This window comes from Oceanithermus desulfurans (genome assembly GCF_014201675.1).
Taxonomy (GTDB): domain Bacteria; phylum Deinococcota; class Deinococci; order Deinococcales; family Marinithermaceae; genus Oceanithermus; species Oceanithermus desulfurans.
Window position 1 is genome coordinate 77,622 of record NZ_JACHEZ010000009.1, and the last position, 25,819, is coordinate 103,440.

23 protein-coding genes, 1 pseudogene and 1 CRISPR repeat array are annotated in these 25,819 nt (G+C 66.4%); of the genes and pseudogenes, 18 read left to right on the forward strand and 6 right to left on the reverse strand.

The genetic code is table 11. The annotated features are described in order from the left end of the window. Positions 1-11: 11 nt before the first annotated feature. From casA to HNQ05_RS10845, 11 genes are all read left to right on the forward strand, one after another. Positions 12-1,520 carry a type I-E CRISPR-associated protein Cse1/CasA gene (gene casA, locus HNQ05_RS10795; protein WP_147148525.1) on the forward strand — a complete coding sequence of 503 codons (1,509 nt, stop codon included), beginning with the start codon at positions 12-14 and terminating at the stop codon, positions 1,518-1,520. Then, positions 1,504-2,004 carry a type I-E CRISPR-associated protein Cse2/CasB gene (gene casB, locus HNQ05_RS10800; protein ID WP_147148527.1) on the forward strand — a complete coding sequence of 167 codons (501 nt, stop codon included), beginning with the start codon at positions 1,504-1,506 and terminating at the stop codon, positions 2,002-2,004. Before casA ends, casB begins: the two co-directional genes overlap by 17 nt. After that, entirely contained in the window at positions 2,001-3,149 is a 1,149-nt protein-coding gene (cas7e, locus tag HNQ05_RS10805) for a type I-E CRISPR-associated protein Cas7/Cse4/CasC (protein WP_147148529.1), read from the forward strand. Before casB ends, cas7e begins: the two co-directional genes overlap by 4 nt. After that, entirely contained in the window at positions 3,149-3,871 is a 723-nt protein-coding gene (gene cas5e, locus HNQ05_RS10810; protein ID WP_147148530.1) for a type I-E CRISPR-associated protein Cas5/CasD, read from the forward strand. The genes cas7e and cas5e overlap by 1 nt, the downstream gene beginning before the upstream one ends. Beyond that, positions 3,862-4,464, forward strand: a complete 603-nt coding sequence (gene cas6e, locus HNQ05_RS10815) for a type I-E CRISPR-associated protein Cas6/Cse3/CasE (protein WP_147148532.1) — start codon at positions 3,862-3,864, stop codon at positions 4,462-4,464. Before cas5e ends, cas6e begins: the two co-directional genes overlap by 10 nt. A 2-nt stretch (positions 4,465-4,466) precedes the next feature. Continuing rightward, positions 4,467-5,432, forward strand: coding sequence for a type I-E CRISPR-associated endonuclease Cas1e (gene cas1e / locus HNQ05_RS10820; RefSeq protein ID WP_147148533.1), 966 nt, complete (start codon positions 4,467-4,469; stop codon positions 5,430-5,432). Beyond that, on the forward strand, positions 5,386-5,781 hold the full coding sequence (gene cas2e, locus HNQ05_RS10825; protein WP_147148534.1) for a type I-E CRISPR-associated endoribonuclease Cas2e: 396 nt from the start codon (positions 5,386-5,388) through the stop codon (positions 5,779-5,781). The genes cas1e and cas2e overlap by 47 nt, the downstream gene beginning before the upstream one ends. Positions 5,782-5,801: 20 nt before the next feature. Further along, a CRISPR array of direct repeats spans positions 5,802-9,443; the repeat unit is 29 nt; unit sequence GTTTTCCCCGCGCATGCGGGGATGAACCG. 197 nt (positions 9,444-9,640) lie between these two features. Further along, entirely contained in the window at positions 9,641-9,865 is a 225-nt protein-coding gene (locus HNQ05_RS10830) for a DUF2283 domain-containing protein (RefSeq protein ID WP_147148536.1), read from the forward strand. A gap of 100 nt (positions 9,866-9,965) precedes the next feature. Next, positions 9,966-10,646 (forward strand): hypothetical protein, encoded by a 681-nt coding sequence (locus HNQ05_RS10835; protein WP_147148538.1) that lies wholly within the window; start codon positions 9,966-9,968, stop codon positions 10,644-10,646. Between the two features lie 44 nt (positions 10,647-10,690). After that, the gene (locus HNQ05_RS10840; RefSeq protein ID WP_147148539.1) at positions 10,691-11,662 is read left to right on the forward strand and encodes an Ig-like domain-containing domain; all 972 of its coding nucleotides are present in this window, start codon (positions 10,691-10,693) and stop codon (positions 11,660-11,662) included. Positions 11,663-11,699: 37 nt separating this feature from the next. Then, the gene (locus HNQ05_RS10845; protein WP_147148541.1) at positions 11,700-12,443 is read left to right on the forward strand and encodes a hypothetical protein; all 744 of its coding nucleotides are present in this window, start codon (positions 11,700-11,702) and stop codon (positions 12,441-12,443) included. Positions 12,444-12,921: 478 nt separating this feature from the next. Here HNQ05_RS10845 and HNQ05_RS10850 read toward each other — a convergent pair whose 3' ends face one another. Then, the gene (locus HNQ05_RS10850; RefSeq protein ID WP_147148543.1) at positions 12,922-13,245 is read right to left on the reverse strand and encodes a hypothetical protein; all 324 of its coding nucleotides are present in this window, start codon (positions 13,243-13,245) and stop codon (positions 12,922-12,924) included. A gap of 212 nt (positions 13,246-13,457) precedes the next feature. On the opposite strand from HNQ05_RS10850, the pseudogene HNQ05_RS10855 reads away from it, so the two are divergent. Both HNQ05_RS10855 and HNQ05_RS10860 read left to right on the forward strand, forming a co-directional pair. Further along, positions 13,458-14,935: pseudogene (locus HNQ05_RS10855) on the forward strand (chloride channel protein). A gap of 23 nt (positions 14,936-14,958) precedes the next feature. Next, positions 14,959-15,180 (forward strand): hypothetical protein, encoded by a 222-nt coding sequence (locus HNQ05_RS10860; RefSeq protein WP_147148545.1) that lies wholly within the window; start codon positions 14,959-14,961, stop codon positions 15,178-15,180. A 19-nt stretch (positions 15,181-15,199) separates the two neighbouring features. Here the strand turns inward: HNQ05_RS10860 and HNQ05_RS10865 are convergent, their stop codons facing one another. From HNQ05_RS10865 to HNQ05_RS12275, 3 genes are read right to left on the reverse strand one after another with little or no spacing between them, the layout of a single operon-like run. Next, positions 15,200-15,472: a hypothetical protein gene (locus HNQ05_RS10865; protein ID WP_147148546.1), complete on the reverse strand. Its 273-nt coding sequence runs from the start codon at positions 15,470-15,472 to the stop codon at positions 15,200-15,202. A gap of 57 nt (positions 15,473-15,529) precedes the next feature. Then, a complete protein-coding gene (gene rbsK, locus HNQ05_RS10870; protein WP_147148548.1) occupies positions 15,530-16,450 on the reverse strand; it encodes a ribokinase in 921 nt (306 codons plus the stop codon). A 54-nt stretch (positions 16,451-16,504) separates the two neighbouring features. Beyond that, positions 16,505-16,639 carry a hypothetical protein gene (locus HNQ05_RS12275; RefSeq protein ID WP_260148099.1) on the reverse strand — a complete coding sequence of 45 codons (135 nt, stop codon included), beginning with the start codon at positions 16,637-16,639 and terminating at the stop codon, positions 16,505-16,507. Positions 16,640-17,068: 429 nt separating this feature from the next. On the opposite strand from HNQ05_RS12275, the gene HNQ05_RS10875 reads away from it, so the two are divergent. The 5 genes from HNQ05_RS10875 to HNQ05_RS10895 all read left to right on the forward strand — a co-directional run bounded on the left by HNQ05_RS10875 (position 17,069) and on the right by HNQ05_RS10895 (position 21,689). After that, the gene (locus HNQ05_RS10875) at positions 17,069-17,827 is read left to right on the forward strand and encodes a cytochrome c (RefSeq protein ID WP_183677813.1); all 759 of its coding nucleotides are present in this window, start codon (positions 17,069-17,071) and stop codon (positions 17,825-17,827) included. A gap of 9 nt (positions 17,828-17,836) precedes the next feature. Then, positions 17,837-18,424 carry a hypothetical protein gene (locus HNQ05_RS10880; protein ID WP_147148551.1) on the forward strand — a complete coding sequence of 196 codons (588 nt, stop codon included), beginning with the start codon at positions 17,837-17,839 and terminating at the stop codon, positions 18,422-18,424. A gap of 4 nt (positions 18,425-18,428) precedes the next feature. After that, on the forward strand, positions 18,429-18,911 hold the full coding sequence (locus HNQ05_RS10885; RefSeq protein ID WP_147148553.1) for a hypothetical protein: 483 nt from the start codon (positions 18,429-18,431) through the stop codon (positions 18,909-18,911). 64 nt (positions 18,912-18,975) lie between these two features. Further along, entirely contained in the window at positions 18,976-21,036 is a 2,061-nt protein-coding gene (locus tag HNQ05_RS10890; protein ID WP_147148555.1) for a sensor histidine kinase, read from the forward strand. Between the two features lie 8 nt (positions 21,037-21,044). Next, the gene (locus tag HNQ05_RS10895; protein WP_221266970.1) at positions 21,045-21,689 is read left to right on the forward strand and encodes a response regulator transcription factor; all 645 of its coding nucleotides are present in this window, start codon (positions 21,045-21,047) and stop codon (positions 21,687-21,689) included. 530 nt (positions 21,690-22,219) lie between these two features. Here HNQ05_RS10895 and katG read toward each other — a convergent pair. Then, positions 22,220-24,424: a catalase/peroxidase HPI gene (katG, locus tag HNQ05_RS10900; RefSeq protein WP_147148559.1), complete on the reverse strand. Its 2,205-nt coding sequence runs from the start codon at positions 24,422-24,424 to the stop codon at positions 22,220-22,222. 101 nt (positions 24,425-24,525) lie between these two features. Next, positions 24,526-25,779: a Na+/H+ antiporter NhaA gene (gene nhaA / locus HNQ05_RS10905; protein WP_147148561.1), complete on the reverse strand. Its 1,254-nt coding sequence runs from the start codon at positions 25,777-25,779 to the stop codon at positions 24,526-24,528. Between the last annotated feature and the right edge of the window lie 40 nt (positions 25,780-25,819).

The window sequence follows — 25,819 nt, forward strand, 5'->3', positions numbered from 1 at the left end:
GTGATGCCAGCATGAAGGCTTTTAACCTGATCGAAGAGCCCTGGATACCGGTTCGCAGCGGAACTACGGTGCGCGAGGTGGGGCTTCGCGAAGCGCTCCTCGAAGCGCACCGCCTTGAGCGCATCGAAGCGGCTTCGCCGCTGGTCGAGGTCGCGCTTACCCGGCTGCTGCTCGCCGTGCTCCACCGGGCGTACCAGGGGCCGCAGTCTGCCCGGGAGCAGGCTCAGATCTTAGCAAAAGGCCGGTTCGACGCCGGTGTCGTTACCGCCTACCTCGACCGCTGGCGCGACCGCTTCTGGCTCTTCCACCACACCGCGCCCTTCTGGCAGGTGCCGGATCTACCGGGGGACGATCCGCTTCCATGGACCAAGCTGCGCCCAGAGTTTGCCGCCGGGAACAACCCCACGCTGTTCGACCATACCTACGACGACACGCCTCCCCACGCATCCTTCGCCGAAGCAGCCCGATCGCTTGTGGCACACCAGACCTTCACACCCGGCGGTCTCATCCGCCGCTACGGCGTTCAGTCGGGGGTGGGGGCGCCGCTCGCCGTGAGCGCCGCTTTCTTCGCGATTGGGGCCAACCTGTTCCACACCCTGACCCAAGCGCTGGTCCCCTACGACGAGAGCGACGACCGCCCTATCTGGGAAACGGACCCTGTCGTTCTGAGCGAGCTGGAAGGCGACGAGAACAAACAACCCCGCAAGAAGGTGCCTTTGTTCGGACGCACGCGCGCCTACACCTGGCCCTCGCGCGGCGTTCGCTTGCTGAATGAGGGCAGCGGCGTGCGCTACATGGCCTACGGCCCCGGGGTGCACCCGCTGACCGATCGCTTTTACCAGGACCCCATGGTCGCCTACGCAAAACAGGCTAAAACCGGGAACCTCGTCCCCATTCGCTTGCGAGCCGACAAAGCCTTCTGGAGGGATTTCTCGGCGCTGTTCCCCGAAGAAGACGCGGGGCTCAGCCCCCAGACCCTCGAGAGCGCCCGCCAACTGCAGCAGCAAACCGGAACGAGGCGCGTGCTTCGGATTGAGGTTGCAGGACAGGTTACCGATCAGGCCAAGGTGATGGAGATCCGTCGCGAAATCTACCCGCTGCCCACTCACACCAAAGAACACGCTCTGCGCATCTTCGTCCCCCGGGCAACCCAGCTTGCCGACGCAAGAGCTACGTGCTTGAGAAGCGGGGGGTGGCAGCTTGCGAGGCTGCTGCTTTCGCTCTCCCGCGATCCCGACAAACAAGAGGTGCGAGCCCTGCTCGACAGCTTCCCCTTGCTGCCCTATTACTGGAACCAGCTGGGCAACGCCTTCAGCACTTTTCTGGAAAAGCTGGACGAGAACCCCGACGAAGCGTGGGGCGCTTGGGAAGCGCGGGTGCGAGAGATATCCGAAGTAGCGTGGACGGTGACCATAAACACCGTGGGCACCGAAGCAAGGCAGCTCAAGGCCGTGCAGGAGGCCGAAAAGACATGGCGAACCTGCCTGGCAAAGGAGGCGAGACGTGAAAGAAAGGGTTGAAGGCTTCGTAAACCGCTTGATACAGCTTGCCGTGCGCGAGGATCGCGCCGCCCTGTCCGCTTTGCGGCGCAGCTTGGCGTTTGCACCGGGTACGTACCCGCCCAGCTTTCCCTACGTCGAACCTTGGACGGCGGGTCTGAAGGACCCTGCGCGCCGGGCCTTCTATCTGGGCGCAGGACTTTTCGCGCACAACCGCAAGCATGGCGAGGGCCACACCCTCGCCAAGGCGCTGGCCCGCGCTAAGAAAGCGCGCGACTCCGAAAGCATCGAGAAGCGCTTTCTGGCTTTGCTCGATGCCGAAGAGGACGAGCTGGGCTACAAGCTGCGCCAGATCGTCTTCCTGCTAGGCGAACAACCGCTCGATTGGGCGCAACTCATCTTCGACGTAGCGCACTGGAACAGCGACACCCGCTGGGTGCAGGTGAAGTGGGCAAAGGAGTTTTACGGCGTAGGCGAAGAGACCGAGAAGGAGGAACAAGCATGAAAGTAGTGGAAGTGCACGTCTTACAGAACGTGGCCCCGGCCAACCTCAACCGCGACGACACGGGCAGCCCCAAGAGCGCGATGTTTGGCGGCTTCCGCAGGGCCAGGGTGAGCAGCCAGTCGCAAAAGCGCGCCGTGCGCGAGGCGTTCCCGGGGCATCTCCCTGTGGACAATTTAGCGGTGCGGACCAAGAAGCTGTTGAGCAAGCTCGTAGAAAAACTTGCGGCGCACGGCAAGGCCGAAGAAGACGCCAAGGTTGCGGCTAAGGCAGTTCTCGAGGGCGTGGGGCTGGGCATCAAGAACGACAGCACGGAGTACTTGCTGTTCATCGGTAACGAAGAGGTCGATCGTATCGCTGACCTTATTCTCGAATATTGGGACGAGCTGCAAGAATTGGGCCGACAAAGCTCCAGCGAGGAGGGCAAGGCCAAGAAAAAGGCCGCCAAAGCCAAAGTGCCCGATGCCCTCAAGAAGGCGCTTGAGTCCGTATTCGATGGCGGACGGGCCATCGACCTTGCGCTTTTCGGGCGCATGCTGGCCGATCGCCCGGAGTGGAATGTCGACGCCGCGGCTCAAGTGGCCCACGCCATAAGCACCCACAAGGTCGACCGCGAGTTCGACTTCTACACCGCGGTGGACGACCTGAGCCCCAAAGACGAAACCGGTGCGGGCATGATGGGTGACGTCGAGTTCTACTCGGCCACCCTTTACCGCTACGCCAACGTCAACCTGGAAAAGCTGGCCGAGAACCTTCAGGGCGACCGGGAGCTGGTGCTGCGGGGCCTACGGGCTTTCTTGCAATCCTTCGTCGACACCCTGCCCTCGGGCAAGCAGAACACCTTCGCTGCGCATAACCCCCCCGACTTCGTCGTCGTAACCGTACGCGAGGGGGGCCCGCGCAACCTCGCCAACGCCTTCGCCAAACCCGTGTGGCGGGGGCGCGAAGGGCTGGTCGCGTCTTCTGTGGCGGCCCTCGACGAATACATGGGGAAGATCAACCGCGCATACGGTGGAACCAAGTCTTCCGCGCACTTCCTCAACCTCTCCACGGCCAAGCCGAGCCGCGCCGGCAGGGAGCACCCCAGCCTGACCGATCTGCTGGACGCCGTCATGAAGGACGTGGAGGAGCTGGTGGAGGTAACGTAATGGCCACGCTCCTGCTCAAGCTGGTGGGCCCCATCCAGTCTTGGGGCTCCCGCAGCCGCTTCGACCACCGCGACACCGAGCGCGAACCCACCAAGTCGGGGGTGCTCGGGCTGGTGGCCGCGGCCCTGGGGCGCGACCGCTCGGAGCCCGTGGACGACTTGGCGCAGCTAAGGTTGGGCGTCCGGGTCGACCGCGAAGGAACCCCCGCCACCGACTACCAGACCGCTCAAAACGTCATCAAAGCGAGCGTTACCCGCGAGCAGTGGCGGCGTGCACGTGAAAAAAGGAAAACCACGGGCACCCAGGACACCGTCGTGAGCCGCAGGCACTACCTGGCCGATGCCGCGTTCCTGGTAGGGCTGGAAGGGGACGCCGGGTTGCTAGAAAAGGTGGAGCTGGCCCTGCACAACCCCCGCTGGACCCTCTTCCTGGGTCGCAAAGGCTACCTTCCGGGCGAACCCGTCTACTTCCCCGAAGGGGGGGTGGCCAAAGACGGTTTGGAAACGGCCCTGGCTTATGGCCCGTTGCTGATCGATCCGAGCGAACAGGGGACCCACGTGCGTTACGCCATCGAGCTTGATCCCGGGTGTCGCGCCAGCCTTCCCTGGCAGGTGCGCGAGTTGTGGGATCAACCCCTGGCGCCGTTCGCCGAACGGAGGTTCGGCGCCCGCCTCGTGGGGGAGATCGCCCTGCCCTGGGGGGAGGTGCCCCAATGTACCTGAGCCTGCTCCGTCTAAACCTGGGTCACCGGCAGGTCCGTAAGGACGTGGCCAACCCCTACAGCATGCACCAGACGCTGGCGCGGGTACTGGATGGGGAGCCGCGCTTCCTCTGGCGTCTGGAAACCGGCTCGGGGTTCGACGACTACGGCTTGCTCGTGCAAACCTCCGGTCGGCCCGATTGGCGGGCGCTATCCGACCGCTTCCCCGGCTACGCCGAGCCCGCGGCCGGTACGCCCAAACCCTACGAACCTTCCCTCCACGAAGGGCAGCTTCTGCGTTTCCGCCTCTACGCCAACCCCACCGTCTCCCGGGAAGGCAAGCGGCACGGACTCTACCGTGAAGAAGAGCAGCTGGAATGGCTTGCAACACGCCTGGGGGCGGCGGGCGCAGCGCCGCGGCAGGTGCTGGTGAGCCGCCGGGGAAAACTGAGGATCCCCAAGGACGGCGGGACCGTAGTGCTGGCTGTGGCCCAGTTCGACGGAGTCTTGCAGGTGTCCGATCCGTCCGGAGTTATAGTCGCGCTGAAAAACGGCATCGGGCACGGAAAGGCTTTTGGTCTTGGCCTGCTCTCGATTGCGCGCTACGGAGAGTAACCATGAGCCAGCTTCAGAACCTGCAGGAGTTGCCGCGCTTCAGCGACGGGCTTTCGTACCTGTACGTGGAGCACGCGGTGATCGAGCAGGAGGCGCGGGCGATCGCGGTATTTCGCGAGGAGGGCTCGGTGCTCGTACCCGTGGCCAATCTGGGCGTGCTGGCCCTGGGCCCTGGAACACGCATTACCCACGCCGCCGTGCGTACCCTGGCCGCCTCGGGTGTAAGCATCCTGTGGGTGGGTGAAGACTACGGCCGTTTTTATGCTCAGGGCTTGGGGGAAACCCGTTCCGCGCGCAGGCTGATGAAGCAGGCCCGCATATGGGCGCACCCAAGGCTGCACATGGAGGTCGTGAGGCGTCTTTACCGCTACCGATTTCCCGAACCCCTACCCGACGACCTGACGCTCGACCAGCTCCGCGGCTACGAAGGGGTGCGCGTGCGTGACACCTACGCCCGTTTCAGCAAGGAAACAGGCGTGCCCTGGCATGGCCGCAACTACGACCGCAGCAACTGGGGTGCGGCCGATCCGGTGAACCGCGCACTTTCGGCAGCCTCGGCCTTCCTGTACGGAGTAGTTCATGCGGCCATTGTTTCTGCGGGATACAGTCCGGCACTCGGCTTTATCCACGTGGGCAAGCAGACCTCATTCGTCTACGACGTAGCCGATCTGTACAAGGCCGACACCACCATTCCCGCAGCGTTCTACACGGTGGCCGAGTCGGAACACAAGGTGGAAAGCCGGGTTCGCGCGCGGCTAAAGGAAACGCTCAGAGAACAAAAGGTCTTGCAGCGTGCGGTATCGGACGTGCACAGGCTGTTTACGGGCTTGTCGAAAGAGCTGGATGCCGAAGGAGAAGAGGAACTGGACCCTCTGACCGCACTTTGGGACCCGTGCGGCGAAGTGGAAGGCGGCGTGGCTTATGGTGGTGATCACCCTGGAGAAGGTGAGCCGGAGTCTGCGGGGTGAGCTGACCCGCTGGCTGGTGGAACTTGACACCGGTGTGTTCGTAGGGCGCGTCAGCGCACGCGTGCGCGAGCTGCTTTGGAAGAAGGTGGTGGAAAAGGCGGACGAAGGTCGTTGTACCATGGCCTGGAACACCGCCAATGAGCAAGGGTTTCGAATCCGAATTCACGGACACGAGGACCGGTGCGTACATACAATAGACGGTGTGGAGCTGGTGGCCGTGCGCAACGCCAAGTGGAAAAAGGTGTGGAATCAGCACCTGCGCTGGCTGAAACGGCGCGGCTTGGTCGAGGGCCCGGTCGGGGATCTTGACAAGAAAACCCTCGACCCTTCCGAGGGGTCGGGGCGGTAAACTGTTCGAGGGAATCAAGTGTTTTCCCCGCGCATGCGGGGATGAACCGCTCCCCGCCGTCCCCAGGCGTCCAAAGCCCAAGTTTTCCCCGCGCATGCGGGGATGAACCGCTCTACACGGGCACCGAGCCCAGCGTGGACGCGGTTTTCCCCGCGCATGCGGGGATGAACCGGCGCTCAGTACCAGCAGGTAGGCATCCCGCTAAGTTTTCCCCGCGCATGCGGGGATGAACCGACGCCGAAGCGCCGGGGCGGCTCGAAGCCGCCGTTTTCCCCGCGCATGCGGGGATGAACCGACGCCCTTCGAGATCAACGGCCTCATCGACGCTGTTTTCCCCGCGCATGCGGGGATGAACCGTGCGCGGGCTCGAGAACATCCGCGTGGAAGGCGTTTTCCCCGCGCATGCGGGGATGAACCGGCCGCACTCCTCCTCGTCCCAGTCTTCCCAGTCGTTTTCCCCGCGCATGCGGGGATGAACCGAGCGGTGCAACACCCGGCGAGGCCGTAGAGCCGTTTTCCCCGCGCATGCGGGGATGAACCGAAGGTGTTCTCTGGGTTGGTGTAGAGCCGCCACGTTTTCCCCGCGCATGCGGGGATGAACCGGACAGGTGCGCGAGCTGGATCAGGAGGCGCGGGTTTTCCCCGCGCATGCGGGGATGAACCGCCGCCCCGCGCCTGGTCGACCCGGCCATCCGCGTTTTCCCCGCGCATGCGGGGATGAACCGAGGTCGCCGATCTCGACGTCGACGGTCTTGAACGTTTTCCCCGCGCATGCGGGGATGAACCGTCGTACCGGGGCCCGTAGGAGGTAGCCGAGCCGTTTTCCCCGCGCATGCGGGGATGAACCGGTGCTCGCCCCGGCCCTCAAACTGCTCACGCCGTTTTCCCCGCGCATGCGGGGATGAACCGGCCCTGGCCGAGTACGAGGCCAAGCACCCCATGTTTTCCCCGCGCATGCGGGGATGAACCGTTTCCCCGGGCTGGGCATGCTCGGCCATGTAACGTTTTCCCCGCGCATGCGGGGATGAACCGGAGACGCGCGAGCTCCGGGCGGGCGAGTACCGTTTTCCCCGCGCATGCGGGGATGAACCGTCGCCACCCAGTCCAGACGTGGAACGTGTTACGTTTTCCCCGCGCATGCGGGGATGAACCGGCGCCGGTAAGCCCACTCTTCCAGGCGTCTACGTTTTCCCCGCGCATGCGGGGATGAACCGTAGGAGGGACCCTCGCGAAACTCCTGACGCCCCGTTTTCCCCGCGCATGCGGGGATGAACCGTTTACCGCCTTCTTAGTTACACCCGGCTCCGTGTTTTCCCCGCGCATGCGGGGATGAACCGCCCGGGTACCGCATCCGCTTCCGCGACCGGCACCGTTTTCCCCGCGCATGCGGGGATGAACCGAAGGAGGGGTAGACGATGTACCTCGTCTACCCGTTTTCCCCGCGCATGCGGGGATGAACCGACCCGGGCCGAGACCATCCGAGCCAACCTGAGTTTTCCCCGCGCATGCGGGGATGAACCGGTGACTACATCGTCCGCTACGACCCGCGCACGTTTTCCCCGCGCATGCGGGGATGAACCGTAAGCCCAAGGTGGACGGCCCCCGGGAGGTATGTTTTCCCCGCGCATGCGGGGATGAACCGGTTACGAATGTCATGGCCCTTCCGACCACGAACGTTTTCCCCGCGCATGCGGGGATGAACCGAGTGGCTCGAGCGGTTCGGTGGCAGCCCCAAAGTTTTCCCCGCGCATGCGGGGATGAACCGGAGGGAGTTTCGATCTTTGCTCCTGAGGAATCGTTTTCCCCGCGCATGCGGGGATGAACCGGCAACGCCCCAACACCCGCGAATGCGGTGAGCGTTTTCCCCGCGCATGCGGGGATGAACCGGTTCTTCGGCGCAGAGTTCGCCGTTACCGCCACGTTTTCCCCGCGCATGCGGGGATGAACCGATGGGCAACGTCATGCCGTCGGCTGTATCCATGTTTTCCCCGCGCATGCGGGGATGAACCGGTATGCCTGGGTTTGATAGCTGGGTACAGACCGTTTTCCCCGCGCATGCGGGGATGAACCGTCGATGGTGACCGCAAACTCGCCACTTTCTGTGTTTTCCCCGCGCATGCGGGGATGAACCCCTACCGGCTACGATTGCCGTGAACACGGTTTCGTTTTCCCCGCGCATGCGGGGATGAACCGCGAGCTGCTGGACGTGTCGCTGGTGCCCATCCGTTTTCCCCGCGCATGCGGGGATGAACCGCTACCGCCAGCGCCAAAGCGTCCGCCAGGTCAGTTTTCCCCGCGCATGCGGGGATGAACCGTTTGGGGATGCTGAAAGCCGTTACCACAGTCGGGTTTTCCCCGCGCATGCGGGGATGAACCGAGCGTTTTCTCACTCCAGGTCGCGCAGCACGCCGTTTTCCCCGCGCATGCGGGGATGAACCGACGTGGGCGGCGGCGTGGGTGCGGTTCCTGCGTTTTCCCCGCGCATGCGGGGATGAACCCGAGGGCCGTCACGGTTTCATCCTCCGCCCTCAGTTTTCCCCGCGCATGCGGGGATGAACCGCCACGTCACGAAAGGATTCGCGGGACTGCACGTTTTCCCCGCGCATGCGGGGATGAACCGGGTTGAGGGCGGAGAGAACCCCGCGCACGCCCGTTTTCCCCGCGCATGCGGGGATGAACCGGTGATTGGCCCCGCCGTCGCCGGCCTCGGAGCGTTTTCCCCGCGCATGCGGGGATGAACCGACGCTGGGCGCGAGAAGGTGGAGGTCGTCATCGTTTTCCCCGCGCATGCGGGGATGAACCGGATTTAAGGATTACGTGCAACTCATACAATCGGGTTTTCCCCGCGCATGCGGGGATGAACCAGGTGCCCTCGCCCATCGTCGTTTCCAACTACGTTTTCCCCGCGCATGCGGGGATGAACCGACGAGTTCCGGCAGCTCCCGCCGCGCCGCCTCGTTTTCCCCGCGCATGCGGGGATGAACCGGCATGGCTACCTTGCTGCCCGCTCACGCACATCGTTTTCCCCGCGCATGCGGGGATGAACCGGCAGGCTCGAGCGCCGTCAAGATCGGCGTCAGGTTTTCCCCGCGCATGCGGGGATGAACCGACCATCATCTGGGCATGCGCCTGGAAGGCGGTGGTTTTCCCCGCGCATGCGGGGATGAACCGGGCGGCGCGCCACGGCTTGAGGTCGCCCGTCATGTTTTCCCCGCGCATGCGGGGATGAACCGACGTTGCCGTAGCTGGTGCGGATGGCCGTCACGTTTTCCCCGCGCATGCGGGGATGAACCGAGTGGGCGTTTTAGGGGGGAAGAGATGATGACGTTTTCCCCGCGCATGCGGGGATGAACCGTCGAAAAAGCGCCTCATTGACACGGCAAATAGTTTTCCCCGCGCATGCGGGGATGAACCCCCAGCGTACATTGTGCAGAAAATCCTGGCCGCCGTTTTCCCCGCGCATGCGGGGATGAACCGTCTGCATGTTGCTAGGAAGGGTAAATTGCGTAGGTTTTCCCCGCGCATGCGGGGATGAACCGGGCGCCACGAAGGCTATCATCGAAGGCGCGGACGTTTTCCCCGCGCATGCGGGGATGAACCGGTGCCGAACGAACGTCGCTGCTGATGAGCTGCGTTTTCCCCGCGCATGCGGGGATGAGCCGCTCGAGGCGCCCCAGCGCGCCCCGCGGAGAATGCGCGACCGCCTGTATTGGGACTTTAGCCTACAAGTAGCCAAGCGAAAGACCGACCGCGGGAACATCCTCAGGGTGTATTTTCGCGAGGAATACGGCGTGGAGACGATTGTTTTAGTAATCACCGTCTACCGCACGCGCGGCTGGGGAAGGGGTAGAATGAGGCGATGAAGCTCGAATTCGATCAAGAAGCCGATGCGCTTTACCTGCGCCTCAAAGACGGTCGGGTCGTGGAAACCCGCGAGGTCCAGCGGGGCGTCTTCGTCGATTACAACCGGCTGGGAAACCCGATCGGAATCGAGGTTCTTGGCGTCAGCAAGTACACGAAGGGCGGGGAGTTGAAGCTGCCCGACAGGATTCTGCGCCTCGCCTACGCCACGAAGACGGCCTGATCGGCCCTCACTCTTGAACCCCGCGCGTAAACCCCGCGCGGGGTTTACTGTAGCGTCTCCGACCTCGCCCCGTTAACGCTGGGGGCGTGAAGGAGGCGTTATGGCACAAACGTTAGCGCTGGGCGGGATCTCTACGCAGACCGTCCAGAAAGCCGCGGGCGAGTTCTCCAAGCCGGAAGGCTACGGGGCGGTGCTCGGGGCGGGCGCCGCTGTGGCGCTCGAAAAGCTGCTCTTTAGCTCGATGCGCGGCCTCTTCGGGTACGCCATCGAGAAGGACGGCCGCACCGTCTACGTGGCCCCCGAAGCGAGCGGCAATCCCGACCCCGAGAACCCGCTGGAGATTGCTCCGATCATGCGGCTACTGGCAAAGACGGGCCTGGCCCTCGCGGGCGCGTCCGTCTACATCGGCCCGAAGGACAAGATGGCGAAGTTCGCCGGCCTCGGCACCATGGCCGTCGCCGGCTTCCACGTCGCCGAAGACCTGCTCGCGCTCGTGGGCGTCGAGCTCCAATTTCCCCGCGCATGCAGGGATGAACCTACTCCTCGCCGCTCCCTCGTAGGCGGGAGCCTGTTTATCCCGTGCATGCGGCAGTGGACCGCAGGGACGCGCCGCCCAGCGGGTCATGCCGGTCTTCCCCGGGCATACCGGATGGAGCCGCACCCCAGCATCGTTGCCAACCCGGTTCGCCCGGATCACGAAGCCGGGCAGGCGGCCAATCCGCCCCAAGCGCCCCGAAAGCGGCCGGGCCCGGCGGCGTTTCCCGAACCGCCACGTTTGTGACGCGGTTGTGACGCGGCCGGTGCATCCTGAGGCTGGAGGTCATCATGGCGCACAGGCTCATGCTCGTCATGGTAGCGGCCGCATGGCTGATGCTGGCGCTGGGAGGCTGCGGCGGCGCGCCGCCCCCTCCGGACGAAACCCCGCCCACGGTGCTCTTCACCGAGCCCGCCGATGGGGCGCGCGGCGTGCTCAAAGACGTGGTGCTCAAGGTGCACTTCAGCGAACCCATGGACCCAAGCTGCACCGAGGACGCCTACGGCTCCTACGACGCGGGATTGCAACCCGGTGAGGTGACCTTTAGCTGGCCGGACGCGCAAACGCTGGTCATCACCCCGAACGACCCGCTCGCCTACAGCGACGACGCGAACGACAAGGTCTACACCTTCACCATCCACAAGACCGCCTGCGACCTTGCGGGCAACCCCCTGCCCGCGCAAACCGTGGTGCGCTTCTACGTGCTGCGCAAGCTACAGGGCACCCTCACCAGCGAAGCCGCGATCGACGGTTACGTCTTCAACACCGGCCGCGTGGACACCGCCGGGCGGGACCTGGGCGCGGGCGACGGTCCGAACGGGGAGTACGCCCACGCCTTCCTTTCGTTCGACCTGAGCCAGCTCAACCCCGACCCCGTCGAAATCGTCACCTCCCAGCTTTCGCTCACCAAGGAGCTGGTCATGGGCCACCCCAGCCAGAACCTGGGCGACCTGCTCGTCGAACACGTCTACTTCGGCCCCAGCCTGAGCCGCCTGGGCGCCAGGGCGCTCGAGCTCGCGCCGCTCACGCCCGACCCTCCCTGCGCGTTCACCGACGTTTCCCGCTCACTCTTCCTCTGCTGGAAGGCCGTGGCCGTGCAGGACGACGTGGACCACTGGCTCGAGCGCAACGGACGCAGCCAGTTCCGCCTCCGCTTCGCCATCCACACCGACGGCAACGGCTCCGAAGACTCGGTCATGTTCTACTCGGGCGACGACGCGAGCCGTCCCCCCACCCTCGAGGTCGTGTACTACGGCCCCTAAACCTTTCCATAGGTTTAGTTAAAGTAAAGTAATACCTATGCTTTGGTTAACCATTGGAGTGCTGCTCGTCGTCCTGGTGCTTTACTTCATCGCCGAGAGCGCCCGCAAGACCACGCTTACCATGCTGAAGGGCGCAAACGCCGTGCGCGAACTCCCCTTTCCCGTCGGTGACGGCTTCGTCGCCGCCTACCGGCAGGCCGACGCCTGGGCGGTGGAGCACGGCTACCACCGGCGCGAGATCGTTCACTTCTCCCTGGTTTCCGAAGAAGACCTGGTTCGCACCCACGGCCACGCCGACCCCGACGGCAGCCCCTGGTGGGTCAAATCGGCCTTCTGGTGGCACCCCGAAAAGCGCTGCGTCTACTCCATCACCGAGGCAGAGGGCAAGGTCTTCCACGACTTCGACACCGCCTTCGGGCGCGAGCCCGGGCGGCCCGAGTACGAATTGACTACCTCCAACCACCCCGACGGCGCGGTGGTGCCACGTCCGCCCCGGTTCCCCGCGCAGGTCTTCCCCGGCAAGGGCGCAGGCGAGCTCGAGGCCCTGCACGAGAAGGCCTCCCACTGGATCCGTGAACAGACCGGCCTGGAGCCGCTCGAGCCGGGCGACACCCTCGCGCACGTCCGCCGCCACCTGCGCGTCCACGCCGAACACACCCTGGCCCACCCCCTGTGGCACCTGCGCTTCTACCTCTGGCACCTGAGCAAGGGCCGGCGGCTCAACCGGCCCGTCCGGGAGCTCTACCAAGGCCGCATCCCCGGTGAAAGCCACAAAGCATAAGGTCGCTTAAGCGCGCTGGCGATGTCAGCCGGATCCGCGGTGAGAACCGCCGGGTTCTTCTCGATTTCGGCACGGTCTCACCCGCACTTGCGGCATGGTCATACTCACTGGGGTTCTTTGCGACATCAGGAAGCCGTGCGGGAAGCAGGCCGCCTGCACCCGCGGGTCCCCGTATCCCGCTCTGCTCGTCCGGAGAGAGGAGTCGGGCCGTCGCCGCAGGCAAGCACACCACGAATTTCGCGCAACCCGGAACCACGTCGAGCGCTCGACCCACGGGTGGCAGAGGACGCCAGAACGACCTGCGCCGTCAACGGGGCTCGCGAGACCGTAATCTTTTCGCTTGGCCGATCAAGGCCCGACGCTACGGCATTGGTTCCACGGGTAAGGGGACGCGGTGGATACCGCTCCGGAAGAGGGCCCGCAGCCCCCTACCAAAGCGGTGGCTGCGTTGCCCCGTCCAGACCAGAAAGTTCTGCGACTACGGAAGCGCAGCGATTGCGTACAGGGCCAGCAACCCCGAAGTAAATCCGGCCCAGGCCACGCGCCGATGCCAGCGAGGGCGCATCCAGGCCACGAGCGCCAGCAACACCATAGCGGCATAGGCTGCGAGCTTGAGGTGAAACAGCCCCTGGCTCAGCAGATCGGGTCGGCTGCTGAAGAGCAGGTGCCCGCCGGTCAGCAACATGGCTGCCGCCGAAACCAGACCAAACGCCACGAGCCATCCGGTACGATTGCCGTGAGCCAGCACAAACCACCCACCGACCCAGACAGCGGCAAAAGCAAGGTGTAGAAAGAGAATCATTTGCATATCCATTATGGTTCGTATGCTACTCCGGACCCTCTCTCTTCGCAAGCCACGTCCGGCTCCGGCCCAAAAAGGCCGGTTGGACTTGGGGCTCGAAGTCCGCAAAGTTCGCGTAGATGAGCTTTTAGGACGCCCGTCCGCGCGGGGCGGTGCTAGGGTGGAAAGGGAGGCCCGGTGTGACAAACGAACGTTCCCTCCACCCGCTGGCCATGGCCCTGACCTCTATCGTCATCGGCGTGGTGGCCGGGTTGGGGGCCGTCGTTTTTCGCGCGCTCATCGCCCTGGTCCACAACCTCGTCTTCCCCGGGCGCTTCTCCACCTACTACGACGCCAACCAGCACACCGCCCTGAGCACGCTGGGTTTCGGCATCTTGGCCGCGGTGGTGCTGGCGGCGCTGCTCGTCGTCTTCCTCACCCAGAACTACGCACCCGAAGCCCGCGGCCACGGGGTACCCGAGGTGATGGACGCCGTCTACTACCAGCGGGGAAGGATCCGGCCTATCGTGGCGGTGATCAAGGCGCTGGCCTCGGCGCTCTCGATCGGCAGCGGCGGGTCGGTGGGCCGGGAGGGGCCGATCATCCAGATCGGGGCTGCTTTCGGCTCGATCACCTCGGCCTGCCTGCGGCTGCCGCTGCCGCAGCGAATCACCCTGATTGCGGCGGGCGCCGGCGGAGGAATCGCCGCGACGTTCAACACCCCGGTCGGCGGCGTGCTCTTCGCGCTCGAGATCCTGCTGCACGAGGTCAGCGTTCGCACCCTGGTACCGGTGGCGCTGGCCACGGCCACCGCCACCTACCTGGGCCAGCTCTTCTTCGGGCCCCACCCCTCCTTCGTCATCCCCAGCTTCGAGACCCCGTACTTCGAGCTCGCCAACCCCTGGGTGCTCTTCGCTTACCTGGGGCTGGGGCTGCTCGCGGGCGCCGCCGCCGCGCTCTACATCCGGACGATCTACGGCTTCGAAGACTTCTTCCACCGCCGCTTCCGCCTCCGGCCCTACCTGCGCCACGCGCTCGGGATGACGCTGGTGGGCGTGATCTTCGTTCTCATGGCGCGATCCACCGGCCACTACTACACCCAGGGCGTGGGCTACGCGACGGTGCAGGACGTGCTGATGGGGCGTCTGGACGTCTGGGGCTTCCTGCTGCTGCTCTTCGTCCTCAAGCTCGTCTCCACCGGTCTGACCCTGGGCTCCGGCGCATCGGGCGGCATCTTTTCGCCCGGGCTCTTCATGGGGCCGCCCTCGGCGGCGCCTACGGTCTGATCCTCGCGCAGGTCTTCCCCGCGCTGAACCTCAGCCCGCCGGCCTTTGCGGTAGCCGGCATGGCGGGGGTCATCGGCGGAGCTACCGGCGCTGCGGTGACCGCGATCGTGATCATCTTTGAGATGACCCTGGACTACAGCGCCGTGCTGCCGATGGCGATCACCGTGGCGGACAGCTACGGCCTGCGAAAGGCGCTGCTTTCGGAGAGCATCTACACCATGAAGCTCGAGCGCCGCGGCCACCCCATGCCCGACGCGCTGCAGACCAACTTCGCCTACATGCAGCCGGTGGCCCAGATCATGGAGCAGCGGGTGGCACGCCTCCAGGCCGACACCGCGGTCGCGGCTTTCCTGGACGCGCAGCGCGAGCAACTGGCAACGCACTGGTTCTGGCCTACGCAGAGGGGCGGCCGCAGGGCTACCTGAGCCCGCAGGACGCGCTGGAGCTGGTGCTTGAGGCCGACCCCGAAGAACGGGTCGCCGCTTACCTGAAACGGGACTTCGTACTGGCGGGAGAACGCCGCCGGCTGTTCAACCTCGTTCCCGCAATGCGCCGCCACGGCGCTCCGGTAGCGCTCGTGCTGGGCGGAACGAACGGCGGTGTGGTGGGGGTGGTCTCCGCCGCGGAGCTGGGGCGGCTGACGCTGGACGTGAGCGAGCTCTACGTGTAACTAACCGCGAGCGCTGGCGTTACGCCCGCGGCCGGCGCTCGAGCTCGTCGACCAGAACCCAAAGCGGGACGTCCAGGTCGCCTTCGGACAGACCGACGCCGTATTCACGGCGCACCGCGGCGATCAATCCCTGCTCCTCTCGCCGGGTCATGCAAAAGTCAGAAAGCCAGCTTTCGTCGCTTACCCAGGCCTCCGGGTGGCCAATGGCCCGGAGCAACCGCGCGATCTGCGCTTCGCGCTTTTTCACCTCGCCGGATCCGGCCGCACAGAGGGCGTTTTGGTCATTTTCCACGTTAATATCTTAGGCGCGCGGACTCGCGGCCGCAAGAAAGGCACTCCCCTGCGGCCTTCACCCTGCCCGACGGCTCAGCAACCCGGCCACCTCGTCCGCCGTCGGCAGCGAGGGCTGCGCCCCCGGCCGGGTGGCCGCCAGCGCCCCGGCGGCGCTGGCGAAGCGCAGTGCCGCTTCCAGCGGCTCGCCCGCGGCCAGCGCTGCCGCCAGCCCGCCCACGAAGGCGTCGCCTGCGGCGGTGGTGTCGACTGGCTTCACCTTGAAGGCCGGCAGCGCTCCCTCGCCTTCGGTTCCGGCCCAGACCAGGCCGCGCGCGCCCAGGGTGACGACCGCCAGCGGCACCCGCCGCGCCAGCTCGCGGGCCAGCGCGAGCGCCTCTTCCGGAGTTTCGGGCTCGGGCGCGCCCGCCACCCGGGCCGCTTCGAACTCGTTGACCACCAGCACGTCCACGGCGGCCAGCAGCTCCGCGGGCAACTCCTGCGCCGGGGCGGCATTGAGCAGCACCCGCGCCCCCGCCGCCCGGCCCAGCTCGGCGGCGCGCCGCACGGTTTCGAGCGGCGTTTCCAGCTGCAGGACGACGACCGCGGCTTCCGCGAAGCGCTCGGGGTTCAGGTCTTCCGGCCGCAGACGGGCGTTGGCCCCGGGCGAGACGACGATGGCGTTCTGGCCGTCGGCGCTCACGCTGATCAGCGCCACGCCGGTGGGCGCTTCGATCTCGGCCACCTCCGCGGTCTCGATCCCCTCGGCCTCAAGGCCCCGTTTGAGCTCGGCGCCGTAGGCGTCAGCCCCCACGCGGCCCACCATCCGCACCCGCGCTCCCAGACGCGCCGCGGCCACCGCCTGGTTGGCCCCTTTGCCGCCGGGAAAACGCTGCAGGTCGCCGCCGATCACCGTTTCGCCCGGCTTGGGGTGGCGTTCGACCGCCACCACCAGGTCCATGTTGAGGCTGCCCACCACCAGCACGCTTCCGGGTTCCATGCCCCATGGTAAGCAGAAACGGCCCCCGCGAGGGCCGTTTCCTGGGGGCGCGGCTCAGCGCCAGCGCAGGTCGAAGCGGTCGAGGTTCATCACCTTGTCCCAGGCGCGCACGAAGTCGCGGACGAATTTCTCCTTCTTGTCGTCCTCGGCGTAGAACTCGGCCTGGGCCCGCAGCTGCACGCCGGGCATAGGCGCCAATCGCCAATATTCACCACGAAGGCTCTCTCCAACACCGCTGAGCAAACGGGGTGTTCGAGCGCGCAGCAGCGCCAAACTGGACAAGTCGCTCGCCTACAAACTCACGGAGCAGCTTGAGCGCCACGACCTGTTGCATCCGGTGGGCCGCGGGTTCTATTCGATTCACCGGGCAGACGTTCGCCAGGCATAGGAAATAGGACACCACATCCCGGTGCTTGGGACCACGGCCTCATGACAACGGGACGTTCCCCACCGTCCACTGGTGGAAAGCATTTCCGGAGGTGAGCAGTGAAGAGATTGGTTAAATGGCTCCTAGGCCTCATAGTTGGTAGCGTCCTAGTTGCGGGCCTTGCGGCAGGGTTCTTGTTCCTTCGGGGCACGGCGAAGGTCAACCGGACGTTTACCGTGCGCGTTGTCCCCGTGGAGGTACCCGAGGGGACTGAGGCGCGTCAAAGGGGCGGCTACCTTTTCAGCGCGTTCTGCGCTGGCTGCCACGGCCTTGACCTTGCGGGGAATGTGATCCTGGATGACCCCGCCATTGGTTCCATTGCCGCCTCCAACCTGACGTCCGGCGCGGGAGGCGTTGGACAACGTTACGACGACCTGGACTACGTTCGCGCGATACGCCACGGGCTGCGCCCGGACGGGACGCCGCTGGCGATCATGCCGTCGCAGGCGTACTGGCACCTCAGCAACGACGACCTGGGCGCCCTGATCGCGTTCATCAAAAGCGCCCCTCCGGTCGATCGAAGGGTCGCCAAGGCCGAGCTCCGGCCGCTCGGGCGAATTCTGGTCGGTCTCGGCCTGTTCGAGTTCGCGGCCAACCGCATCGTTCACGACGCCAAGCGGCCCGCGGCGCCGGCCCCCGGCGTCACCCCGGCCTATGGGGCCTACCTTGTTAACGTCGGCGACTGCCGGCTCTGCCACGGGGCGGCGCTCACCGGGGGAAGACCACCGGAGCCCGGAGCGCCCTTCGCGCCGGGCCTCACCGGAAAGCACCTCGCCGAATGGGGGGAAGCAGGGTTCATCGCAACCATGCGCACGGGGGTCAACCCGGAGGGACATGCCCTAGACCCCCGCTACATGCCCTGGAGGGACTACGCCCGGCTGAGCAACGACGATCTCGCTGCGATCTACGCCTACCTGCAAAGCGCGATGAACGGGACGTCAGCTCAATAGGAGGGGAAGATGACGAAGGTAACGGTGGATCGCACGGTGGGTATTCGCAGGACGGCGCGGGCGATCGTGTACGCGGCCGGGGTGTCCCTGGTCACACTCGGCCTGCTCTACGCCGGACTTCCCGTCGCCGGCCCGCTGAACGACCTGGCAAACGCGACCATCGGCCTCTTTAGCCTCTTGCTCGTTCGTCAGCTCCACGGCTTCCTCGGTCCGACCAAGCCCGGGCTGTTCGTAGGGCTGGGGAGCGCCGGCGGGCTTGCTCTCATCCTCGGTGCACTACCGGTTGCGCTTGGTGTCCTGCACTGGACGACCGGGGGCATGGTCACGGGGTTCGGGTACGGCCTGCTCGGCGCTTGGTTGCTCGGCGCATCGCACGGGAGCAAAGGGACCTGGATGCGAGGCCTAGGTCGTTTGGGCACGACCGCAGGGGCCCTGATGAGCCTCGGCCTGATCGCCGGGCCGGACCTCGGCCTGCGGGTCGTCCCGGCGCCGGCCACCTGGGGGCTCTACTTGGCGACGGCGTCGGGCATCCTGCTCTACTTCGTCTGGTGCTGGCGCCTTGCAGGCGCGCTCAGCGCTCTAGGGCACGGGAGGTAGCCGTATGTTCGTTCTTTTGTTGGTGCACGTACTGGCAGCGATCTTCTGGATGGGCGGCACGCTTTTCTTCGGGTTCGTGCTCGAGCCCGTGCTCGCGGGGCTCGGCGCGAAGAACGGCGAGGTGATGGTCCGGCTCATCCCGCGCATCCACCGGGCCATGACCGTGGCTGGGCTGGTTACGATCCTCGCTGGGCTTGGGCTCTACGCTCTACACACCAGCGCTTTCGACCTGAAGCTCATGTTCGAAACCCGCCTCCCCTTGACGCTGGGGGCGTTCGCCGGCCTGTTGGCCTTGCTCGTTGGCGTATTCTTCCAGGGACCGACGGGCGCGAAGTTGCTGGAGCTCTACGCCAAGGCGACGGCGAACGGCGCACCGCTCTCCCCGGATGAAGCCCGCGCGGCCGCCGTGTTAAAGGCCCGGCTTGGCCGCGGCGGCCAGCTCGAGACGATCCTGATGCTCCTCGCCTTGATCGGCATGGTGATCTAGCCGATACCTCATACCCCTGCGCGATCGAGTATCATGATCGTACTTCGCAGGATTGGATCGATCGATGTCCAGCGCCCGCGCGCACCATGCCGGTCAGGCCAGGGAGCACCGCTTCGCCCGGCTCGCGTTTGCCGTGGTCGTCACCGGGATGGCCCTTGCCTTCGCCAGCCTGGTCCTCCTGTACTTAACGGGAAGCACCCCCGGGTCCGAACGCTGGGGCTTTTGGGGGTTTCAGTCGCTGATGGGCATCGCCGCAACCGCGAACGGCGCCCTCATCGCCCGGCGCCACCCCCGTCATCCCATCGGCTGGATGCTGCTCATCGCAGGGGTGTCGGCCGCCCTCACCGGATTCAGCGAGGCGTTCGCGCGCTACGCCAAGCACGTGGAGCCCGAGTGGCTCCCCCTCGCCACGCCATTAGCCGGGGTGTTCCACTGGTGGTGGATCTTTGGCTATGCTGCGATCGCCATCTTCATCCCCCTGTACTTTCCGGATGGCCGTTTGCTGAGCCGGGACTGGCGGCCGCTGGTCTGGCTCGGGGTGGCCTGGACCGCGTTGGGAGCCGTATGGATGGTCCTCCACCCCGGCCCCTTGCCGAACCACGCCGACCTGCCCAACCCCTTCGGGTGGGACGCCCTGCGCGCGTGGCCGCTTGGGCGGCTCGATCCGCGCGGCGTCGTCCCGGCCACGGGAATGTTCCTCATGCTCGGGGCGGCCGCGTCGCTCGTCGCACGCTACCGCACCGCCCGGGATGAGGTGACGCGCCGGCAGCTGCGGTGGCTCGTCGTCGCCTCCCTCATCGTCCCATTCGCAGGTGTGGCCGGGTTCCTGTCCGGCCCGTTCGCGGACCTTCTCCTGCTCGGGTTGGCGATCGCTCCGCTCGCCGCGATCACCGCCGCGGTCCTGCGCTACCGGCTCTACGGCGTCGACGTCCTCATCAACCGCGCGCTGGTCTACGGGTCCCTGACGCTCGCGATCCTCTTGCTCTACGTCGTCGTCGTGGGCACGATCGGCGCTCTGCTCCCGCACCAGGACAGCGTGCTTGCGTCCCTGCTCGCCACCGGCACGGCCGCCGCGCTCTTCCAGCCCGTACGCCAGCGTCTTCAAGCCTTGGTGAACCGGGCCATGTACGGCGAGCGCGACGATCCTGCCGGGTTGCTGTTGCGGCTCGGCGAGCGCCTGCAACGAACGGAGTCTCCCGAGCGCACGCTCCAGGGCATTGTCGATACGCTGGCGCAGGCTTTGAAGCTCCCGTACGTCGCGATCGCGCTCGGCGAGGGAAGCGACGCCATCGCGAGCCATGGAACGGCGCAAAACGCCACGCGCACATTTCCCCTCGTGTACCAGGGGCAGACGATCGGCGAGCTGCACGTCGCGGAGCGGGGCCCCGGCGAGAGGCTGACGCCGCAAGACCATCGGTCGCTGGCGATGATCGCGCACCACGCGGGGGCGATCGCGCAGTCGGTGCGCCTACGGCTCGATCTGCGCCGCATGCACCGGCGGCTCCTCGACGCCCGGGAAGAGGAACGCCGCCGGATCCGGCGCGACCTCCACGACAGCCTCGGCCCCAGGCTCGCGAGCCTGACGCTAATGGCGGACGCCGCCCGCAACCACCTGAACGGGGACCCGCCGGCCGCCGACCGCCTGCTCTCTGGGTTGCGGGCGGAGCTTCAGGACGCGATCGCCGACGTCCGGCGCCTGGTCTACGCCCTGCGTCCCCCGGCGCTGGACGCCCTGGGGCTGGTCGACGCGCTCAAGACGTACGCGGCCTCGCTGAGCGGGCGGGGAGGCCCGCGCATCGCGGTGCACGCCGACGGCGATCTACGCGATCTACCGGCCGCCGTCGAGGCGGCGGCGTTTCGCATCGCCCAGGAAGCGCTAACGAACGTCGTGCGCCACGCCCTCGCCAAGCGTTGCCGCCTGTGCCTGTCGAAGAGGGACGACCGCCTGCGCGTCGAGGTGACCGACGACGGCGTCGGCCTCCCCGACGCCCCCCGGCAAGGCGTCGGCCTGACGTCGATGCGCGAGCGCGCCCGGGAACTCGGCGGCCGGTTCGGCGTGGAGACGCCCGCGGGCGGGGGCACGCGGGTGTGGGCGGAGCTGCCGCTCGGGGAGGCGCGGCGATGAGCGATCGGGTGCGACTCCTGATCGCGGACGATCACGCGCTCTTCCGGGACGGGCTCCGCGCCCTCTTGAACTCGCTCGCGGAGACGGAGGTCGTGGGTGAAGCCGCGACCGGCGCGGAGGCCGTGGCCCAGACCCTGGCCCTGCAACCCGACGTGGTGCTCATGGACCTCGAGATGCCAGGTATGGACGGGGTCGAGGCCACGCGCGAGATCGTGCGGCGCTGCCCGCAGGTCGGGGTTATTGCGGTGACGATGTTCGAGGACGACGCATCCGTCTTTGCCGCAATGCGGGCCGGGGCCCGGGGCTACGTCCTTAAGGGCGCGGGCCAGGAGGAGATGCTGCGCGCGATCCGCGCCGTCGCCCGGGGCGAGGCCCTGTTTGGCGCCGCGGTGGCGGCGCGCCTGGCCGGCTTGTTCGCGCAGGCCGCCCCGAGCCCCGCCGACGCATTTCCGGAGCTCACGAAGCGGGAGCATGAAGTGCTCGAGCTTATTGCCCGAGGATTCAGCAACAAGCGCATCGCCCAAACACTCGACATTCAACCGAAAACGGTGCGCAACCACGTGTCCAGCATCTTCAGCAAGCTTCAAGTTGTGGACCGGTCGGAAGCCATGATCCGTGCAAGGGCCGCGGGGCTTGGTGGAGAGCCTCAATGAATTGTGCCATATTTCGCGCGAAACGTTCCCGGTGGAGCGGCAAGCGATAAGTGGCATCGGCAGAAATTAAATTTTATAATTTGAAAAAACAGGCGAAAGTCAATGTCTTTTTCTGTGCATAGCCCTCCCCAGGTGCAAGCCCGATCACCAGGGTTTGTTGCTGCCAACTCCACCTTGAAGTAAACGGCATGGTCCCGTTTTTTAACTCGCTTACCTCGAGAGGCAATCCCCTCGCGGCTGCCGGTGCGTTGACCGGTCTGTCGAGTTCGTTACTCCCTTACACACGTAAAAACGAAAGTTGGCATCCTTATGGTTTACAGTCCACCTCTTTCGATCCTAAGCGCAGTTTAGGCATATCCGGAAATACCCCAACCAAGCACTGGAAGGTATCCGATCTCCTAATCGGTAGATCGATCCGCCGCCACCACCAGGTCCATGTTGAGGCTGCCCACCACCAGCACGCTTCCGGGTTCCATGCCCCATGGTAAGCAGAAACGGCCCCCACGGGGGCCGTTTCCTAGGGGCGCGGCTCAGCGCCAGCGCAGGTCGAAGCGGTCGAGGTTCATCACCTTGTCCCAGGCGCGCACGAAGTCGCGGACGAACTTCTCTTTCTTGTCGTCCTCGGCATAGAACTCGGCCTGGGCCCGGAGCTGCGAGTTGGAGGCGAAGACCAGGTCGACCCGGGTGGCCGTCCAGCGCAGCGCCCCGGTGGCGCGGTCGTGGCCGGTGAAGACCTGGCCGTCCTCGTCCGCCGGCTTCCACTCGAGCCCCAGGTCGAGCAGGTTGACGAAGAAGTCGTTGGAGAGCGTCCCCGGGCGCTCGGTGAAGTAGCCGTGGGGGTTGTCGGCGTAGGTCGCCCCCAGCGCCCGCATGCCGCCCACGAGCACGGTCATCTCGGGCACGGTCAGCGTGAGTAGCTGGGCCTTGTCGACGAGCGCCTGCTCGGCGGGCAGCTTGCACGCGGGGTGGAGGTAGTTGCGGAAGCCGTCGGCCACCGGCTCGAGGTAACCGAACGACTCGACGTCGGTCTGCTCCTGGCTGGCGTCGCTGCGGCCGGGAGCGAAGGACACGCGGACGTCGAAGCCGGCGTCGCGCGCGGCCTTCTCCACCGCGGCCACGCCGCCGAGCACGATCAGGTCGGCGAGCGAGACGCGCTTGCCGCCCTGCTGTTTGCCGTTGAAGGCCTGCTGGATGCCTTCCAGCACCTCGAGCACCCGCGCCAGCCGCTCGGGCCGGTTGACCTCCCAGCCGCGCTGCGGCTCCAGGCGGATGCGCGCTCCGTTCGCCCCGCCGCGCTTGTCGGAGTCGCGGTAGGTGGAGGCCGCGGACCAGGCGGTGTAGACGAGCTCGGGCACGGTGAGACCGGAAGCCAGGAGGCGGCGCTTGAGCTCCTCGACGTCGGACTCGTCGATCAGCTCGTGGTCCACGGGCGGGATCGGGTCCTGCCAGATCAATTCTTCGTCGGGCACCTCGGGGCCCAAGTAGCGGGCGCGCGGTCCCATGTCGCGGTGGGTCAGCTTGAACCAGGCGCGGGCGAAGGCGTCGGCGAAGGCGTCCGGGTCCTCGAGGAAGCGCCGGCTGATCTTGCCGTACTCGGGGTCCATGCGCAACGCCAAGTCGGTGGTGAGCATGAAGGGGGGGTGCTTCTTCTCGGGGTCGTGGGCGTCGGGGACCATGTCCTCGGGGTCGGGGTTGGCGGCCACCCACTGCCAGGCCCCGGCCGGGCTCTTCTCCAGGTTCCAGTCGTACTTGAAGAGGAGCTCGAGGAAGCTGTTGTCCCACTTCGTGGGGGTGGGCGTCCAGGCCCCCTCGAGGCCGCTGGTGATGGTGTCGGGGCCCTTGCCGCTCTTGTAGCTGTTCTTCCAGCCCAGGCCCACCTCCTCCAGCGGCGCCGCTTCGGGCTCGGGGCCCAGGTGGTCGGTGCTGGCGGCGCCGTGGCTCTTGCCGAAGGTGTGCCCGCCGGCGATCAGCGCCACGGTCTCTTCGTCGTTCATGCCCATGCGGCGGAAGCTCTCACGGATGTGCCCTGCTGAGGCGAGCACGTTGGGCTCGCCGCCGGGGCCCTCGGGGTTGACGTAGATCAGGCCCATGTGGTCGGCGGCCAGCGGCTTCTCGAGCTCGCCCCCGGGGTGGCGCTCGTCGGCCAGCCACTCGGACTCGGGGCCCCAGTAGACGTCCTCCTCGGGTTCCCAGATGTCCACGCGACCGCCGCCGAAGCCAAAGGTCTTGAACCCCATCGACTCGAGGGCGACGTTGCCCGCAAGGATCATCAGGTCGGCCCAGGAGATGGCGTCGCCGTACTTCTTCTTGACGGGCCAGAGCAGCCGCCGCGCCTTGTCGAGGTTGACGTTGTCGGGCCAGCTGTTCACCGGGGCGAAGCGCTGGTTGCCGGTGTTGCCGCCGCCGCGGCCGTCGAAGACGCGGTAGGTTCCCGCCGAGTGCCAGGCCATGCGGATGAAGAGCGGACCGTAGTGGCCGTAGTCGGCGGGCCACCAGTCCTGCGAGGTCGTCATCAGCTCGCGCAGGTCTTGCTTGACGGCCTCGAGGTCGAGCTTCGCAAAGGCTTCGGCGTAGTTGAAGTCCGGGTCCGTGGGCCTGAGCTCGGCCGGGTTCTGCTGCAGGATCTTCAGGTTGAGCTGGTTCGGCCACCAGTTGCGAACCAGGCTGCCCCCCAGGGTGGTGTGCTTGTAGGCGTCGCCCGTGACCGGGCACTTGCTTTCCGCTTCGCTAGCCATCGTGTCCTCCTTGGTACATATTCATTACCGCTATGAATATGTAGCTACACTATAGCCCCCGCCCCGACCTGCGAGTGTGAGCAGGGACCCTTTTGCTCCGCCTAGGCCCGCGCCCCGGAGGCCGCGCCCCCGCCGGTGCGCCAGAGCACGGCGACCCCCAGGACCGCCGCGGTGACCGAGGCGGAGAGGATGCCCAGCTTGGCCTCGTCCAGAAGCGCCGCGTCGAAGGCCAGGCCGGCGATGAAGAGGGCCATGGTGAAGCCGATGCCCGCCACCAGCCCCACGCCGCCGATGGCGCGCCAGCTCACCCCCTCGGGCAGCTTGGCCAGGCCCAGGCGCACCGCGAGGAAGGCGAAGAGGAGAATGCCCAGCGGCTTGCCGAGCAGCAACCCCAGGAAGATGCCGAGGGCCACGGCCCCCACCTGGGTGCCCTCGAGCGCCACCCCGGCGTTGAAGAAGGCGAAGACGGGCATGATGAAGTAGGCCACGTAGGGGTGCAGGATGTGCTCGAGCCGGTGCAGCGGCGACTGGGCCGCGCGCGCCGCGTCCTCGAGGTGCTCGAGCCGCGCCTCCTGCAGCTCCGGGTCCGCAGCGGCGCCGTCCTCGTGGGCGGGCAGCGGCCGGCTGCGGCCGATGGGCACGGCAAAGGCCAGCAGCACCCCGGCGATCGTGGCGTGCACCCCCGAAAGCAGCACGAAGTACCAAAGCACCAGGCCGACGAGCATGTACGCGGGCAGCGAGCGCACCCTGAGCGCCCCCAGCAGCAGGGCGAAGCCGAAGACCAGCGCCGCGATGCCCAGCGCGGCGGGGTCGAGGTTGCTCGTGTAGAAGAGCGCGATCACCAGCACCGCCCCCAGGTCGTCGACGATGGCCAGCGCGGTCAGGAAGACCTTGAGCGAGAGCGGCACCCGCTTGCCCAGGAGCGAGAGCACCCCCAGGGCGAAGGCGATGTCGGTGGCCATGGGCACGCCCCAGCCCGCCGCCCCCACGCCCCCGTAGTTGAGCGCGGTGTAGATGAGCGCGGGGGTGACCATCCCCCCCAGCGCCGCGGCGACGGCGAGCCCCGCCTGCTTGGGGTTCTTGAGCTCGCCCTGCAGCAGCTCGCGCTTGAGCTCGAGCCCCACCAGCAGGAAGAAGAAGGCCATGAGGAAGTCGTTGACGAAGTGGAGCAGGCTCTTCTTCAGCACCCAGTCGCCCACCTGCAGCTTGAGGTAGACGTCGCGGAGGTCGAAGTAGGCCTGGGCCCAGGGGGAGTTGCTTAGCAGAAAAGCGACCAGGGCGGTGCTGAACAGCAGGATCCCGCCCTTGGCCTCGCTTTCCAGGAATTGTTCAACCAGTCGTTTGATCGGACGCATGGCTACAGGTTACCCCGCAGATCGAAGGAAAGCGGACGTC

Bases quoted from the DNA above. Each gene is read 5' to 3' on its own strand.
- casA (WP_147148525.1), top strand. From the start codon at position 12: ATGAAGGCTTTTAACCTGATCGAAGAGCCCTGGATACCGGTTCGCAGC.
- cas7e (WP_147148529.1), top strand. From the start codon at position 2,001: ATGAAAGTAGTGGAAGTGCACGTCTTACAGAACGTGGCCCCGGCCAAC.
- cas5e (WP_147148530.1), top strand. From the start codon at position 3,149: ATGGCCACGCTCCTGCTCAAGCTGGTGGGCCCCATCCAGTCTTGGGGC.
- cas6e (WP_147148532.1), top strand. From the start codon at position 3,862: ATGTACCTGAGCCTGCTCCGTCTAAACCTGGGTCACCGGCAGGTCCGT.
- cas1e (WP_147148533.1), top strand. From the start codon at position 4,467: ATGAGCCAGCTTCAGAACCTGCAGGAGTTGCCGCGCTTCAGCGACGGG.
- cas2e (WP_147148534.1), top strand. From the start codon at position 5,386: ATGGTGGTGATCACCCTGGAGAAGGTGAGCCGGAGTCTGCGGGGTGAG.
- HNQ05_RS10830 (WP_147148536.1), top strand. From the start codon at position 9,641: ATGAAGCTCGAATTCGATCAAGAAGCCGATGCGCTTTACCTGCGCCTC.
- HNQ05_RS10835 (WP_147148538.1), top strand. From the start codon at position 9,966: ATGGCACAAACGTTAGCGCTGGGCGGGATCTCTACGCAGACCGTCCAG.
- HNQ05_RS10840 (WP_147148539.1), top strand. From the start codon at position 10,691: ATGGCGCACAGGCTCATGCTCGTCATGGTAGCGGCCGCATGGCTGATG.
- HNQ05_RS10845 (WP_147148541.1), top strand. From the start codon at position 11,700: ATGCTTTGGTTAACCATTGGAGTGCTGCTCGTCGTCCTGGTGCTTTAC.
- HNQ05_RS10850 (WP_147148543.1), bottom strand. From the start codon at position 13,245: ATGATTCTCTTTCTACACCTTGCTTTTGCCGCTGTCTGGGTCGGTGGG.
- rbsK (WP_147148548.1), bottom strand. From the start codon at position 16,450: ATGGAACCCGGAAGCGTGCTGGTGGTGGGCAGCCTCAACATGGACCTG.
- HNQ05_RS12275 (WP_260148099.1), bottom strand. From the start codon at position 16,639: ATGCCCGGCGTGCAGCTGCGGGCCCAGGCCGAGTTCTACGCCGAGGAC.
- HNQ05_RS10880 (WP_147148551.1), top strand. From the start codon at position 17,837: ATGACGAAGGTAACGGTGGATCGCACGGTGGGTATTCGCAGGACGGCG.
- HNQ05_RS10885 (WP_147148553.1), top strand. From the start codon at position 18,429: ATGTTCGTTCTTTTGTTGGTGCACGTACTGGCAGCGATCTTCTGGATG.
- HNQ05_RS10890 (WP_147148555.1), top strand. From the start codon at position 18,976: ATGTCCAGCGCCCGCGCGCACCATGCCGGTCAGGCCAGGGAGCACCGC.
- katG (WP_147148559.1), bottom strand. From the start codon at position 24,424: ATGGCTAGCGAAGCGGAAAGCAAGTGCCCGGTCACGGGCGACGCCTAC.
- nhaA (WP_147148561.1), bottom strand. From the start codon at position 25,779: ATGCGTCCGATCAAACGACTGGTTGAACAATTCCTGGAAAGCGAGGCC.